Below are 15815 nucleotides of genomic sequence, written 5' to 3' on the forward strand. Positions count from 1 at the left end.
TCCTATTTGATGCCTGAGGTGACGAAAGAACTGATGAAGCGTTTCTGGAAGATCAGGAAGGTGATGAGCAGCGGCGCGATCACCATCAGCGTGCCGGCGGCGATGGTGCCCCAGGCCTGCGTGCCTTCGGCCGTCGCGGTGAACACCGACAGCCCGACCGTGAGCGGCCGCTTGTCCGGCGAATTGATCACCATCAGCGGCCACAGGAAGTCGTTCCAATGGCTGGTCACGGAGATGATGGCGAACGCCGAGAAGCTCGGCATCGACAGCGGCACGTAGATGTGACGGATGCGCTGGAGCAGGCTGGCGCCGTCGATCAGGGCGGCATCTTCCAGCTCGGTCGGAATAGCCTCGAAGGCCTGCCGCATCAGGAAGGTGCCGAAGGCGGAGGCAAAGAACGGCATCATCACGCCGGTGAGTGTGTCATAGAGGCCGAGCTGCGCGACAAGGCTCAAATTCGGCACGATCAGCAGCACCGGCACCAGCATCAGCTGCATCAGGAACAGGTAGAAGATCAGCGTCTTGCCGGCGAAGTCGAGCCGCGCAAAGGCAAAGCCCGCCAGCGTGATCGTGACGAACTGCACCAGCAGGATGCCGGTGCAGATGATCATGGTGTTGAGGGTATAGCGGGGGAAATCGCCGATCTCCCAGGCGTCCCTGACATTGTCGAGCGTCGGCTTCAGGCTTGGCATCAGCTCGGCCATGAGATTGATGCCATCGGAGGCCGGGCGCAGCGTCGCCACACCCATCCACAGGAACGGGATCAGCCAGACGATTGCGAGCAGCACGGTCAGCACAAAGCCGAGCTTGGGGGTGATCTCATTTCGCGTGGCGAGCGGGGCGTCCTTGAACAGGCGGTCAAGCAGCTTCATGGTCCGCCCTCGCGGTTCGCCATGGTGCGGAAGGAGAGCGCGGTGAGGCCCATCAAAGCGGCGAGCGTCAGCAGCGTCGCCGCCGAGGCCTTGCCGATGTCGTAATGCTCGACCGCCTGCTGGTAGATGTAGAACAGCACGAGGTTGGTCGAATTGGACGGCCCGCCCTTGGTCATGACAAAGACGTGGTCGACCTGCGTGACCGCATTGAGCGTTGCGATCACGATGACGAACAGGAAGGTGGGCTTGAGCTCCGGCAGGATGATGTGACGAAACCGCATGAACGGCCCGGCGCCGTCGAGATGGGCCGCCTCCATCACATCCTCGGGCACGGCCTGGAGGCCGGCGAGGAAGAACAGCATGTAATAGCCGGCGTTCTTCCAGATCGTGATCACCATGATCGCGGACAGCGCGATGTCGGGATCGCCGAGCCAGTTCGGCAGCACCGGCAGCAGCCGGCCGATGTAATAGTCGAGCAGACCGACATTCGGCAGGAAGATGAACAGGAACAGCGCTGACGCCGCCACCATCGGGATCAGCACCGGCAGGAAGAGCGCGGCGCGTAGTACGCTGTTCACCGCATGAGTCCGCGCCAGCGCCAGCGCGAACAGCAGCGCGAGGCCGATGCTGGGGATCGCGGTGCCGACGGCGTAGATGAGGTTGTTGATAACGGCGCCGGTGAAGGCGGGGTCGGCCAGCACCGCACTGATATTGTCGAGGCCGACGAAGCGGATCGGCGCCTTCGGCGTGGCGCGCTGATAGAGCGCATCGACGAACACGCGGCCCATCGCGCCGTAGGTGAACAGCGCGAGGAAGACCAGCGAGGGCAGTAGCAGCAGATAGGCCGGCAGCGAGGCTTTGAAGCGGCCCAGGAAACGCTTCAGGAGACGAAGGCGCGGCGCCGCTGATGCCGCGACCGGGAGAGCCGCGGGTTCAGCGAGGCTCATCTCACCGCGCCGCGAACTTGAGCGCATAGTCGCGGCCGTCCATTCCCGCGGGCGGGTCGAACGGGAAGCGCAGACTTTCGTCGAGGAAGTCGTGGCTGTGCACGACCAGGTTCTGATCGTCGATCAGCACCACGCCGTAGGCCGGCGGCTCGTGGCTCGCCAGATGGTCGGTGACGGCTGGGTTGAGCTCGAACCAGACCTGGTGATTGGTGCCGCGCAGCGTCGAGAACGGGATCTTGCCGTAGCTGCCGAAGATCGGGCGGTGCACATGGCCGAAGAACAGGTGGCGGATGCGCGACCGGTAAGGCGCAATCACTTCGGCGAATTCGGCACTCTGCGCCAGCGCGATTTCGTCCATCGCGTGGACGCCGACCGGGAAGGGCGGATGATGCATGAACACGACGAACGGCATGTCAGCGGGCGCGGCCGCGAGCGTCTTCGCCAGCCAGTCGAAGCGTTTTGCGCACATCTCGCCGGCGTGGCTGGTCTCGTCCAGAGTATCGAGGAAGACGAACAGGCCGTGCTCGGTGGTGCGCGTGCCCTGCACGAAGCCGTTTGGATCGCGCGGCGCGGCCTTCAGGCTATCGAGGCAGGCGACGCGCTTGTCGTGATTGCCGACCATGGCGATGTAGGGAATCTTCAGCGCGGACATTGCGTCGGCGAAATTGGCGTAGGATTCCGGCTCGCCCCAATGGGTGAGATCGCCGGTCACAACGGCGAAGGCGGCATCGGACTGGTGCGTGTTGATGTCGGCAATCGCCGCGTCCAGCCGGGCGCGCGGATCGAGGCCGTAGAGCTTCAGCCCGGGGTTCGCAAGATGCGTGTCGGTGAGGTGGATGAACTTGAAGGGCATGGCGCGCTTTGTCGGGACTGTTGGAGGATGGACGCCTCCGGCAAGACGACCCTGACAGGCGGTTAGAGCGCGTGTGTTTCAGTTTGATGACAGCGGTTCCCGGGGGCGGGACGTGTCCACAACGCCCGCCGGCCTGGATGGATTAGCGACGGGCGAGATCCACCCGGTGAAGCAATTAGAGGTCGTGGTAAAGCGAGCTGCGTTCAGGTCCCGCAGAACGTCTGCAACACCCGTTGATCCGGCAGCGGCGGATCGGCATATGCCACGTAGTCCGGCTGGTCCTCGTAGGGCTTGGCCAGCACCTTCACCAGCTCCTCGAACGGCGCGTAGTCGTCATCGTTCACTGCGGCCTGGATCACGGCCTCGACGCGGTGATTGCGCGGGATGAACACTGGATTGACGGCGTGCATCGCGGCTTGCCGGTCAGTCGCGCTCTGCGGCTCCAGCGCGATGCGCGTGCGCCAGCGTCCGGCCCACTCGTCGAAAGCTGCGGGCTCCATGAATTGCGCGCGCACGTCGGCGCCGTCATCGCCTGCGGCGTCACCGAGCTTGCGGAAGGTCAGCGTAAAGTCGGCCTGGTTCTTGGCCATGGCGTCGAGCAGGTCCTGGATCAGCGCGTCGTCGCCGTCGCGCATCGTGAACAGGCCGACCTTCTTGCGCAGGCCCGCTTGATAGGCGGCGCTGAACGTCTCGGCGAAGGCGCCGAGAATGTCCTGGGCTTCGGCGACCGCCTTCTCCTGCTCGTCGGAAAACAACGGCAGCAGGCATTCGGCCAGGCGCGTCAGATTCCACAAGCCAATGCGCGGCTGGTTGGCATAGGCGTAGCGGCCCATCTCGTCGATCGAGGAGAACACCTGCGAAGGGTTGTAGGCGTCCATGAAGGCGCAGGGGCCGTAGTCGATGGTCTCACCGGAGATGGAGCTGTTGTCGGTGTTCATCACGCCGTGGATGAAGCCGACCAGGAGCCAGCGCGCGATGAGCTCGGCCTGGCGCGCGACGATGGCGGCGAGCAGGGTGTGGTAGGGGCGCTCGACCTGGAGTAGGTCCGGGTAATGGCGGGCGATGACGTGGTCGGCGAGCCGGCGGATCGCCTCGGTGTCGCGGCGGACGGCAAAGAACTGGAAGGTGCCGACACGGATATGGCTCGAGGCGACGCGCGTCAGCACCGCGCCGGGCAGCGCGGTCTCGCGGATGACGTGCTCGCCGGTGACGACGGCGGCGAGCGAGCGCGTGGTCGGAATGCCCAGCGCGAACATGGCTTCGCTGACGATGTATTCGCGCAAGACCGGCCCGAGCGCGGCGCGGCCATCGCCGCGGCGGGAAAACGGGGTGGGGCCGCTGCCCTTGAGCTGGATGTCGCGGCGGACGCCGTCCTTGTCGATGACCTCGCCGAGCAGGATGGCGCGGCCGTCACCGAGCTGGGGCACGAATTGCCCGAACTGGTGGCCGGCATAGGCCATGGCGATCGGATCGGCCCCGGCGGGAACCGTCTTGCCGGCCAGGATTTCGGCGCCTTCCGGGGTCTCCAAAAGGTCGGGATCGAGCCCGAGCTGGACCGCCAGCGGCCGGTTCAGCTTGATCAGCCGGGGCGCGGCGACCGGGGTCGGCGCAACGCGGGCAAAGAAGCTGTCCGGCAGCGCCGAATAGGAGTTCTGGAAGGGGAAATGAACCGTCATGGCCTCAAGATAGGGCTGGAACGCGGGATGGCAAAGGCTTGGCCCCCGATAGAGCAAAAATGGGCACTTCCGGCCCAAAACAGGGCGTTCCCTTGGTTGCCGCCCCCGGCCTCGTCGGGTAAACCCTGCCGCAACTTCGGACCGGCCGTTCCCGGCCGTCCGATTCGACCCCTCCGACATTGATTTTGGGACGACAATGCATCGCTACCGGTCACATACATGCGGCGCGCTCCGCGAGAGCAACATCGGCGAGACGGTTCGCCTCTCGGGCTGGGTCCATCGCGTTCGCGACCACGGCGGCGTGCTGTTCATCGACCTGCGCGACCATTACGGCCTGACCCAGTGCGTGGTCGACCCGGACTCGCCGGCGTTCTCGCTGGCCGAAAAGCTGCGCTCGGAATTCGTGGTGCGGATGGACGGCAAGGCCCGCCGCCGCCCCGAGGGCACCGACAATGACGATCTGCCGACCGGCAAGATCGAGATCTATGTCGGCGAGATCGAGGTGCTGGGCCCGGCCGGCGATTTGCCGCTGCCGGTGTTCGGCGACCAGGAATATCCCGAGGACATCCGCCTCAAATATCGCTTCCTGGATCTGCGTCGCGAAAAGCTGCACCAGAACATCATGACGCGCGTCGAGATCATCAAGTCGATGCGCCGGCGCATGGAGGGGCAGGGCTTCTTCGAGTTCAACACCCCGATCCTGACCGCGTCCTCGCCGGAAGGCGCGCGCGACTTCCTGGTGCCCTCGCGCATCCATCCGGGAAAATTCTACGCGCTGCCGCAGGCGCCGCAGCAGTACAAGCAGCTGCTGATGATGTCCGGCTTCGACCGCTACTTCCAGATCGCGCCCTGTTTCCGCGACGAGGACCCGCGCGCCGACCGTCTGCCGGGCGAGTTTTACCAGCTCGACGTCGAGATGAGCTTTGTGACTCAGGAAGACGTCTTCGCGGCGATGGAGCCCGTCATCACCGGCGTGTTCGAGGAGTTTGCCAAGGGCAAGCCGGTGAGCAAGAACTGGCGCCGGATTCCGTTCGCCGAGGCGCTGCGGAAGTACGGCAGCGACAAGCCGGATTTGCGCAACCCCATCGAGATGCAGGACGTCTCCGAGCACTTCCGCGGCTCCGGCTTCAAGGTGTTCGCGCGAATGCTCGAAGACCCCAAGAACCAGGTCTGGGCCATTCCGGCAACGGGCGGCGGCAGCCGCGCGTTCTGCGACCGCATGAATTCGTGGGCGCAAGGCGAGGGCCAGCCGGGCCTCGGCTACATCATGTGGCGCGAAGGCGGCGAGGGCGCAGGTCCCCTTGCGAACAACATCGGGCCCGAGCGCACCGCTGCGATCCGCGCACAGATCGGCACCAAGGAAGGCGATGCCGCCTTCTTCGTCGCCGGCGATCCCGACAAGTTCTGGAAGTTCTCTGGATTGGCCCGCAACAAGGTCGGCGAGGAGTTGAACCTCACCGACAAGGAGCGGTTCGAGCTCGCCTGGATCGTCGACTTCCCGATGTACGAGTACAACGAGGACGACAAGAAGGTCGATTTCTCGCACAACCCGTTCTCGATGCCGCAGGGCGGCCTCGAGGCGCTTAGGGGGCAGGATCCGCTGACCATCAAGGCGTTCCAGTACGACATCACCTGCAACGGCTACGAGATCGCCTCCGGCGGCATCCGCAACCACGTGCCGGAGGCGATGGTGAAGGCGTTCGAGATCGCAGGCTACGGTGAGCAGGAAGTGGTCGACCGTTTTGGTGGCATGTACCGCGCCTTCCAGTACGGCGCGCCGCCGCACGGCGGCATGGCCGCGGGCGTCGACCGCATCGTGATGCTTCTGTGCGGCACCAACAATCTGCGCGAGATATCGCTATTCCCGATGAACCAGCAGGCCATGGACCTGCTGATGGGTGCGCCGTCAGACGCCACCACCAAACAGCTCCGCGAGCTGCATGTGAAGGTGAACCTGCCGCAGAAGTGAGTGCCCGTGCCCCGAACGCAGCGCAGCGCTACTTCAGCGGTGCGCTGTGCCGCGCCGCGTCTGCGACACGAGATCGAACTACAACCCCGTCGCCGCCTCGATCCTGAACTGCGCCAGCGCGACGATCGGCTCGCTGTTGAGAACATCCATGAGCTGGAGCACCGGCACCTTGCCGAGCGGAGTCAGCTTGATGGTCAGCGTCTGCCCCGGCGTCTCGACGAAGCCGGCGAGCGCGTCCACCGCCACCCTGGCGTCGACATTGGAGGCCGCGATCTTCTCGCCCTGCGCCTTTATCATCTCGACGAGGGCGCTGCGCGCGGCATCGCGATTGACGTTCTGGATGCGCGAGAACTGTGCCACGACGAGATCGACGACGCCGCTGTCGCGCAAGGAGAGCTCGATCGCGCCGGTCTCGATCTGTGCCGCCTGACCCCTGGCCTCCATCGGGTTGGTTGTGGTGAACAGGTCGCGCGGCACATTGGCGAGCGCGAAGCGGGCCTGCGCCTTGGCGAGGTTGCCGAGCTCGATGCTAGCCGGAGCGAGCGCAAACGCACCTGTCGACTCGGTCCAGGCCGCACCGAGATCGAGATCGATCGCGAGCTTGTCGATGCCGGCCATGATCAGCGGCCGCTGTACCGGATTGGCCGGATCGGTCGGCGTGACCATCTTCACGACCAGATTGGCCTTGCTCGGGATCGATCCGACCAGCTGGCCCCAGGTCAGGCTGATCGTGTCGATGGTGACGAGCTGCCGCGTGTTCTTGTAAGGCGAGACGACGCCCTTGATCTCGGCGCCTTCGAGCACCCTGAATAGGCCCAGCATCTGGTCCGGCGAGGGCGGTTGCCCGGGATTGGTGAGGCCCGCCGCCCAGCGCATCAGGCTCGGCACGCTCAAGGACTTCAGCGCGAAGCGCTCCATCTTGAACTGTCCCTGCGGCGACGGCGTATCGACGCCCTCGATCGCGAGTTCGCCCTGCCGGTAGCGCACCGCATTGATCTTCGCGGTTCCCTGCGGTGTGCCGATCGAGGTCTTGCCGATCTCGGCCTTGCCGACGCGAATACCGTCATAGAATCCAGCGACCTTCTCCATCAGTTCGCGCGCTTGCGCGGGAGTTGGCGGGGCCGATTTGTCCTGCGGCAGCATGGCGAACATCTCGAACAAATGGAGTTTCGATGGCTGCACGTCGATGTCTTCCATGGCGAAGCCGTCGATATCCATGCGCAGTCCCAGCGCGGACTTCAGCACATAGGGGCCGGTCGAGATTTGCCGATAAACCCGGCGGTAGCTGACGTCACCGCTCGCCTGCGGATCGAGCGCGGCGAGGATCGGGGTCGAGTCGAAATCATTGACGATGATGGCGGAGATCTCGCCGGTCAGCTTCTCCGCCTTGCCCGGCTGCGGAACGTTGATTGTGAAGGTGGCGCGATCCGTCTCCATCGCATCGACCTTGCCGCGGCCGAGGTTTTGGAGCGCGAGGCCCGAATAGACCACGTCACCGCTGCCGCCGTTGTTGCCGGCGTCGAAACTGATGTTGATGGACGGGACCGTCACGGAGGTCGCGGTCACGCTCGCGAACTGGTCGAGCACGAACCGGTAGATGTCGATTAGGGAGCCCGATGCCGGCACGTTTCGAACGTGAACTGGACCGGCATAGTCGCGCAGCGTCATCTGCGGAATCTTGTAGGCCAGTTTGAGCTTGGCGGGGCCGAATTCTTCCACCGCAATCTCGACGCCCGAGATGTCGATGCTATCAGCGGCAAAGCGCGTCTCGTCGACCTGGTGGATGCCGGTGCTTTTGAAGGCGCCGATCTTGACGTGCCCTTGCGGCTGGTTGCCCGGATCGACCGCGATGTCCTCGATCGTTAGCGTGCGCGTCGACAGTTCGAACGCGACCTTGCCGTGGCTCGCCTTGCTGCCGCCGGCGCGAAGCCGGTCGAACGCCGCTTCGACCTCGGTGGTGGCGCGATGTTGTGCATAGAGGTTGAAGCCGAACCATCCGCCCGCGGCAAGCGCCGCTGCCACGATCAGGCCGATCAGGATTCGTTTCATTCCCAGCTCCAGTTGCTCGTTTCGCACCGCGCAACCTGCCATATTCGCGAAATGCCGCGCGGTCCAGGGAAAGCGAGCACTATCAGATATTTGACCACGCGCCCTGTTGATGGGGCCGCAATCGGATGTTGCCACCGGGCCTTCGGCCGTGCTTCATCCCGTTTCCACGGCCCGGAAATACCGTCCGCTTGGGCGGCCGCTCCGGATCGTGCATTTTGAGGCCGGTAAAGCGAAGCGAGACACCGCATGTCGTCCTATTCTGATGATCTCCACCAGGCGGCGCTCGCCTATCACCGCCTGCCGCGCCCCGGCAAGCTCGAGATCCAGGCAAGCAAGCCGCTTGCCAACCAGCGCGACCTCGCGCTTGCCTATTCTCCGGGCGTTGCTGCCGCCTGCACCGAGATCGCCAAGAACCCGGCGGAAGCCGCCACGCTGACCACCCGCGCCAATCTGGTCGCCGTGGTCTCCAACGGCACCGCGGTGCTCGGCCTCGGCAATATCGGCCCGCTGGCCTCCAAGCCGGTGATGGAAGGCAAGGCGGTCCTGTTCAAGAAGTTCGCTGGCATCGACGTGTTCGACATCGAGATCGCCGCTGACACCATCGACCGCGTGGTCGAGACCGTGGCGGCGCTCGAGCCGACCTTCGGCGGCATCAATCTGGAAGACATCCGCGGACCGGAATGCTTCGAGATCGAGGCGCAGCTGAAGGAGCGCATGAAGATCCCGGTCTTCCACGACGACCAGCACGGCACCGCCATCATCGTCGCCGCCGCCATCACCAATGGCCTCAGGCTGAACGGCAAGAAGCTGTCCGACGTCAAGATCGTGGCGTCGGGGGCGGGGGCCGCCGCGATTGCCACGCTCAATCTGCTGGTGTCGATGGGCGCGCAGCGCAAGAACATCTGGGTGTGTGACATCGACGGCCTCGTGCATGAGGGCCGCAACACCACGATGGATCGCTGGAAGGCGGTCTACGCGCAGAAGACCGACAAGCGCACGCTTGGCGACGTCATCGGCGGCGCCGACATCTTCATCGGGCTCTCCGCACCGGGCGTGCTGAAGCCGGAGATGGCGAAGGCGATGGGCGACAAGCCGCTGATCATGGCGCTCGCCAACCCGACGCCGGAGATCATGCCGGAGGAGGCGCGCAAGGTGCGCCCCGACGCCATGATCTGCACCGGCCGCTCCGACTACCCCAATCAGGTCAACAACGTCCTCTGCTTCCCCTTCATCTTCCGTGGCGCCCTCGATGTCGGCGCCAGCGCCATCAACGAGGAGATGAAGCACGCCGCCGTCGAGGCGATCGCGCAGCTCGCGCGCGAGGCGCCGTCGGATGCGGTGGCGCAGGGATTTGACACCGGCGAGACGCAGGGCTTCGGCCCGGGCTCGCTGATCCCGAGCCCCTTTGATCCCAGGCTGATCCTGCGCATCGCGCCGGCGGTGGCGAAGGCGGCGATGGAGTCCGGCGTGGCGACGCGGCCCATCACCAATTTCGACGAGTACACCGCGCTGCTCGAGCGCTTCGCCTTCCGTTCCGGCCTCGTCATGAAGCCGATGTTCGCGAAGGCCAGGACCCAGCCGGTGCGCGTGATCTACGCCGAAGGCGAGGACGAGCGCGTGCTGCGCGCCACGCAGGTCGTGCTCGAGGAGAATCTGGCGCGGCCGATCCTGGTCGGACGTCCGTCGGTCGTCGAGGCGCGCATCAACCGTTTCGGCCTCTCGATCCGCGCCGGCAAGGACTTCGACCTCGTCAATCCCGAGGACGATCCGCGCTATCGCTCCTACGTGCAGTCCTATGTCGAGGTCGCCGGCCGCCGCGGCGTGACGCCGGATGCGGCGCGCACGGTGGTGCGCACCAACAACACGGTGATCGCCGCGCTCGCGGTCACGCGCGGGGAGGCGGATGCCATGCTCTGCGGCGTCGAAGGCCGCTACATGCACCATCTGCGGCACGTCCGCGAGATCATCGGCTTCTCGCCTGATATCAGCGACTATGCGGCGCTGGCGCTGCTGATCACCAGCAAGGGCGCGTTCTTCATCGCGGATACGCAGGTGCGCCCCAATCCGAGCGCGGAAGAGCTCGCCGAGATCGCTTCGCTCGCGGCGGTCCACGTCCAGCGCTTCAACATCAAGCCGAAGATCGCCTTCGTCTCGCATTCGGATTTCGGCAGCTACGACACCGACTCCTCGCGCAAGATGCGGCGGGCGACCCAGCTTCTGAAGGAGAAGCATCCGGAGATCGAGGCCGACGGCGAGATGCAGGGCGACACCGCGCTCTCCGCCGCTGCGCGAAAGATGGTGCTGCCGCACTCCAAGCTGGAGGGCGAGGCCAACATCATGATCATGCCGAGCCTCGACACCGCCAATGTCGCCTACCAGATGATCAAGTCGCTGGCGGACGCTTTGCCTGTCGGTCCGATCCTGATCGGCCCGGCGCGCCCCGCGCACATCCTCACGCCGTCGGTGACGGCGCGCGGCATTCTCAACATGACGGCGGTTGCGGTCGTGGAAGCCCAGGAGCGCGCGGCGCGGCAGCAGCCGACATTGTTTACGTAAGGGCGGCGTCTCTCACCCTCTCCCCCTTGTGGGAGAGGGTGGCTCGCCGCGAAGCGGCGAGACGGGTGAGGGGTATCTCTCCACGAGTCCCTCTGTCTTTTGAGACTGCGGAGAGATACCCCTCATCTGGCGCTTCGCGCCACCTTCTCCCACAAGAAAGGGAGAAGGGAAGGGCGTACGCCGCAACTTTGAATTCCTCGCAGTTAGCCATTTCCCCGTTTGTAAACCGCGGGCGGACTCTTCATAATCCCTCGCGCGTCCTGCGCTTAGCGCTTTGACAAGAGGCCGATCATGCCAGCGTTCGTGACTTTCGGGCGGATCCTGTTCGCCGTGCTGTTCATCTACACGGGCGCGACCAAGCTGTTTGCCATCCAGGCGACGGCTGATTTCATCGCCACCAAGGTCACGGTGCCCGAAGTCGTCGCGCCCTATGCCAAGCAGATCGAGACGGCGACGGCCATGACCACGCCGCAGCTTCTCGCGATCGCGGTCGGCGGGCTCGAGATCATCGCGGGGCTGATGATCGCGCTGAATTTCGGCGCGCGCTTCTTCGCGTTTCTGATGATCATCTACGTCGCGGTTGCGACCGTGCTGTTCGATGACTTCTGGAATCAGGCGCCGCCCGACAACGCCAAGATGGTGGTCGACGCGCTCAAGAACCTGTCGATCATCGGCGCGCTGTTCATGATCACTGGCTACGGCCGCACCACGCGCCCGGCCGAGGCGGCCTACGGGGACGTGTAGGCAGCTACACCCGCCGCCACGGCGTGACGGTCACATCATGCGCTGCGTCGAGCAGATACGGCGCGCCCGGCTTCAATCCGTGTGAGGCCAGCACCTCGTGCGGCGTTCGCTCCGGCACGCCGACAAAACAGCCTTCGCCGCCGGGCAGACGCAGATGCGGAGCCTCCGACAGCCAGAACGTGTCGTAGCGGTCCATGAACATGTCGAACACGACGGGGCCGCCGATGATCGCGACCGTGCCGGAGGCGACACCGGCGAAGGCGCAGGCCTCCTCGACGCTGGCGTGAACCGGATTCCACAGCGTCGCGTTCGGCATCTCGGGGTCGACGGTGAGCGCCTTGATCTTGCGGGTCAGGATCAGCCGCTTGCGCTTCGGCGAATTCGTCTGCTGCTCGTGCGAGTGGCGGCCGTGCACGATCAGCGCGGCGCGATCGAGCGCCTGCTCGAAGAACAGCTTGTCGCCTTCGAACTTCAGGCTGTCAGGCATGACATGGCGTGCGTCGGCAAGCATGCCGTCCGCGGAGACGATGACGTAGCCTTCGAAACGGAAAGACAATGGCCTTCTATTCGGAAACGGTCGTCACCACGGAATTGACCGGGCGCTGGCTCACCGTCGGCAGCTTGACGTCCTTGAGCAGCTCCTGATCGTATTCCGGCAGCGTCGACGCCGGGAATTTGGCGCGCATCGCCACCACCTTGTAGCCGCCGGCCTTCAGGCGCTTGAGCAGCTCGGGCAGGGCTTCCGCGGTGTGCTTCTGGAAGTCGTGCATCAGGATGATGCCCTTGCCCTTGGTGTCGAGCTTTTTCATCACGGTCTCGACCACCTTCTCGGGTTTGGAGGCCTTGAAGTCGAAGGAGTCGATGTCGCAGGAGAAGATCGCCGTGTTGCGGTTGCCGAGATAGGTGACCATCTCCGGCGGGTGCTGGAGCGCGGGGAAGCGGAAGAACGGCGAGGGCGAGATGCCACCGAGCGCCCACTTCACCGCGGACAGGCCTTTCTCGATCTCTTCCTTGCGCTGCGCTTCGGTGAGCTTCTTGTTGTTGAGATTGGCGTGCGACCAGGTGTGGGTGCCGACCGTGTGGCCGGCCGCGTAAACCTGCTTCAGGATCTCCGGCTCATAGGTCGCGTGCTTGCCGATCGAGAAGAAGATGCCGGTGGTGCATTCGTCGGCGAGGGCCTTCAGCACCGCGGGTGTGTTCTTCGGCCAGGGGCCGTCGTCGAAGGTCAGCACCACCTCGTGGTCGCGCAGGAAGTCGAGCTCCTTGAAGTGCTCGAAGCCGAAGCCGGGACCGCCGGTGGTGTCGATCTCGACGGTGCGGGCGACGCCGAGCGCTCCTTGCGTGTTGCAGGCCGCGCGGGCCGGCTGCGGCGCCTGTTTGGGCGGCGGCGGATTGACGAAGCCCGCTGGCGCGGCGGCCGCTGCAGGAGCGGGTGCCGGAGCCGCGGCGGGCGCTGAGGCCGCCGGTGTCACCGCCGGTGCGGCTTGCGTCGCGGCTGCGGGCTTGGCGGCTGGGGTCTGCGACCATGCCGCGCCTGCCATCGCAACAGACATTGCGCTTGCCAAAATCAGTCCTGCCGCCACACGCATGGTGATGTCCTCGAGATTGATCCCGTTGTTCTGCCGCGGCTTTTCGCCTCCGGCAAAACCATCCTGCCCCAGATGATCCTAGCCTAGATGGTGGGCCCTCGCCATTGCAACGGCTGTTTGATGCCCCGCCACAATTGTGCCCAACCGGATGGGGCCGGCGCGCGTCAACTGTCGGCCAATGCCTTGGCAACGGCCGTCTTGATCCGCGTGTCGGCAGGTTCGACGGCGGATGCAAAGACCTCCGCGATATGGCCGTCGCGGCCGATCAGGTATTTGTGGAAGTTCCAGCGCGGAACTTCCCTCGGCCGCGCCTCGGCGGCCCATTTGTAGAACGGATGCGCCTTCGCACCGACCACTACGGCCTTGGCTGCGATGGGGAAGGTAACGCCGTATTGGTGGTGCGCGGTCTCCGTGATTTCGCTGGTGCCGCCGGACTCCTGGCCGCCGAAATCGTTGGAGGGCACGCCGATCACAGTTAGCCCGCGCTCGCGAAACTCGCTCCAGATCTCCTGCAGGCCGGCATATTGCGGTGTGTAGCCGCAGAGCGAAGCGGTGTTCACGATCAGCAGCGGTTTGCCGGTGAAGGTGGCGAGACGGATGTCGTCGCCGGACAAGGCCGGGAAGGAGAACGCGTAGGCCGGGATCCGGCTCATGCCGACATCGGCAAACGCCCGCGTTGTCGGCGCAAATGTACCTGCAAGCGCCGCGGCCAGCATGGTCCTGCGATTCATCATGACGGCATCCCCGGAAATGGATCCGGGCGTACTTTACTCCGCAGGCGCGATGCGCCTCGTCAACACCGCGTTATCGGACGCGACGGAGCTCTAGTAGAGGCGGACAATGAAGTCGGTGCCTTCGCCGGTCTCGCCCTGGTTGATGCCTTGATCGGAGACGATGATCGAGCCACCCGACGTCAGCATCTCGTTGATCTTCGCCATGGTGTCGGCGGGGATCGAGATGCGGTCGAGGGCCTCGGCCGGGCTGTCCGGCATGATCACGGGCTTGGCTGCAACAGGCTTTGCGGCGACGGGGATCACGGCGGCGCCGCGCTGGCGTGTCATGCGGCCGTCATCCTCGCGGGCGGCGGCGCGGACGGAGACCGGCAGCGACACCACCGACCAATGCAGCGCATTGCTGTCGGTCTTGTCGACCTCGGCGGTGAAGACATGCGTGCCGAGCGGCCGGTCGCTCGCGGCGATCGTGACGGGCACCTCGAACAGCGGTGCAAAATTCTGCCGCACGTAGAGCTTGGAATCCTTGCGGCTGATGAAGACGGCGATCTGGCCGGCGCGCTTGGGCGCCTCCGGCTTTGCGGCCGGTGCCGGCTCGGCAACGCGGCTCTCGTCCTTCTTCGCGTCGGGCGAGGCGGCGAGCGCCGGCGCATCGGGCTTCTTGGGGGCTTCGGCCGCTTCAGTCTTGGCGGGCTCAACCTTGGTCGCCTCGACCTTGCCGGCAGGCTTGTCGTCGGTAGTCTCGGTAGTTTTGGGCGCTTCCGCGGCCTCGGCGGGCTTCGCATCGATAGTCGCGGGCTTGGCAGCTTCTTCGGTCTGCGGCCTGGCCGCCTCAGATGCGTCGGCGGTCTTTGTCTCAGACGTTGCCTCGGCGTTCTCAGCTGGAGCTGCGGCGTCCTCGCGGGCCGCTGCATTGCCGGTGGTCACATCCGACATCACGGTGTGGCCGACCGACGAGCGCAGCTCGAGCACGCTGTCCGCACTCGCAGTCTTCGTCTCAAGCGGTTTGGCTTCGGTCACCTTGGCACCGGCTGCGCCCTTGTCGGCCTTGTCGCCGACATTGGTCTGCGGCGCGAGGCTGGCGGCAGGCTGCGGCGGCACGCGCACCGAGGCAAGCAGCGGATGCGAGACGTTTTGCGGCGACATCTGGCCGGGCGTGACGATCACGCGCGCGCCCATCCTGGTCCAGTTCCACATCTTCATCGCGAACGACATCGGCATGCGGATGCAGCCGTGCGAGGCGGGATAACCCGGCAGCACGCCGGCATGCATGGCGACACCGGACCAGGTGATCCGCTGCATGTACGGCATCGGCGCGCCGCTATAGATGTTGGAGTGGTGGAATTTGTGCTTCTGGATGATGCTGAACACACCCATCGGCGTCGAATGGCCCTTCATACCCGTCGACACCGGCGATTCCGCGAACACGCCGTTGGTGTCGTAGACCGTCACCTTCTGCCGCTCGACCGAGACGACGATGACGAGCGGGCCTTGCGGCTTGGTGCCGGCTTCCTTTTCGGCGACGATCTCTTTCTTGCCGGCCACACCGCGCTTCTGCGGCTTCTGGCGGGGGATGTCGGGATGCCGTTCCTGCCGGGAAGAGTAGGATCCGTCGGAGTAGTCGCTCCAGTAGTAAAACGCTGCGTCTGCCTGGCTGGTCGTGCCGATCGCACCTGCCGCCGTCAAAATGGCGACCTGCCACAGCCGCGCTGGCGTCGCAGAAAAACGGGACCCGTTCACGCTATTCATTCCTCGAATCCACAATCCAAATCAGACATTAGTCTCTCAAAGGGAATACGCGTTCACCAGCAAGGCAGTTCTGCCATCAG

The 15815-nt window shown here is 65.0% G+C and carries 12 protein-coding genes; 3 read left to right on the top strand and 9 right to left on the bottom strand.

Features of this window, described 5'->3' with window-relative positions; genetic code table 11:
• Nucleotides 1-2 precede the first annotated feature (2 nt).
• The 4 genes from I3J27_RS16840 to I3J27_RS16855 form a co-directional block, all read right to left on the bottom strand.
• A complete protein-coding gene (locus I3J27_RS16840) occupies nt 3-872 on the bottom strand; it encodes a carbohydrate ABC transporter permease (RefSeq protein WP_270171440.1) in 870 nt (289 codons plus the stop codon).
• Nucleotides 869-1819, bottom strand: a complete 951-nt coding sequence (locus I3J27_RS16845; RefSeq protein ID WP_270171442.1) for a carbohydrate ABC transporter permease — start codon at nt 1817-1819, stop codon at nt 869-871. The genes I3J27_RS16840 and I3J27_RS16845 overlap by 4 nt, the downstream gene beginning before the upstream one ends.
• A 1-nt stretch (nt 1820) precedes the next feature.
• On the bottom strand, nt 1821-2672 hold the full coding sequence (locus I3J27_RS16850; protein ID WP_270171444.1) for a phosphodiesterase: 852 nt from the start codon (nt 2670-2672) through the stop codon (nt 1821-1823).
• A gap of 203 nt (nt 2673-2875) precedes the next feature.
• Complete coding sequence (locus I3J27_RS16855; protein WP_270171446.1) at nt 2876-4348, bottom strand: protein adenylyltransferase SelO; 1473 nt, start codon at nt 4346-4348, stop codon at nt 2876-2878.
• A 196-nt stretch (nt 4349-4544) separates the two neighbouring features.
• Between I3J27_RS16855 and aspS the strand changes: the two genes are divergently transcribed.
• A complete protein-coding gene (gene aspS / locus I3J27_RS16860) occupies nt 4545-6317 on the top strand; it encodes an aspartate--tRNA ligase (protein ID WP_270171448.1) in 1773 nt (590 codons plus the stop codon).
• Nucleotides 6318-6395: 78 nt separating this feature from the next.
• Here the strand turns inward: aspS and I3J27_RS16865 are convergent, their stop codons facing one another.
• Entirely contained in the window at nt 6396-8366 is a 1971-nt protein-coding gene (locus tag I3J27_RS16865; protein WP_270171451.1) for an aq_1923 C-terminal domain, read from the bottom strand.
• 246 nt (nt 8367-8612) lie between these two features.
• Between I3J27_RS16865 and I3J27_RS16870 the strand changes: the two genes are divergently transcribed.
• Together I3J27_RS16870 and I3J27_RS16875 are read left to right on the top strand one after the other, a co-directional pair.
• On the top strand, nt 8613-10922 hold the full coding sequence (locus I3J27_RS16870; protein WP_270171453.1) for an NADP-dependent malic enzyme: 2310 nt from the start codon (nt 8613-8615) through the stop codon (nt 10920-10922).
• Between the two features lie 291 nt (nt 10923-11213).
• The gene (locus I3J27_RS16875; RefSeq protein ID WP_270171455.1) at nt 11214-11666 is read left to right on the top strand and encodes a DoxX family protein; all 453 of its coding nucleotides are present in this window, start codon (nt 11214-11216) and stop codon (nt 11664-11666) included.
• A gap of 4 nt (nt 11667-11670) precedes the next feature.
• On the opposite strand, the gene I3J27_RS16880 is transcribed toward I3J27_RS16875, so the two are convergent.
• From I3J27_RS16880 to I3J27_RS16895, 4 genes are all read right to left on the bottom strand, one after another.
• Nucleotides 11671-12222 (bottom strand): dihydrofolate reductase family protein, encoded by a 552-nt coding sequence (locus I3J27_RS16880; RefSeq protein ID WP_270171457.1) that lies wholly within the window; start codon nt 12220-12222, stop codon nt 11671-11673.
• Between the two features lie 7 nt (nt 12223-12229).
• Entirely contained in the window at nt 12230-13255 is a 1026-nt protein-coding gene (locus I3J27_RS16885; protein ID WP_270171459.1) for a polysaccharide deacetylase family protein, read from the bottom strand.
• A gap of 164 nt (nt 13256-13419) precedes the next feature.
• Complete coding sequence (locus I3J27_RS16890) at nt 13420-13989, bottom strand: glutathione peroxidase (protein ID WP_270171461.1); 570 nt, start codon at nt 13987-13989, stop codon at nt 13420-13422.
• 90 nt (nt 13990-14079) lie between these two features.
• A complete protein-coding gene (locus I3J27_RS16895; RefSeq protein ID WP_270171463.1) occupies nt 14080-15735 on the bottom strand; it encodes a L,D-transpeptidase in 1656 nt (551 codons plus the stop codon).
• Nucleotides 15736-15815: the final 80 nt, after the last annotated feature.

The sequence above is a fragment of the Bradyrhizobium xenonodulans genome (genome assembly GCF_027594865.1).
GTDB classification, from domain to species: domain Bacteria; phylum Pseudomonadota; class Alphaproteobacteria; order Rhizobiales; family Xanthobacteraceae; genus Bradyrhizobium; species Bradyrhizobium xenonodulans.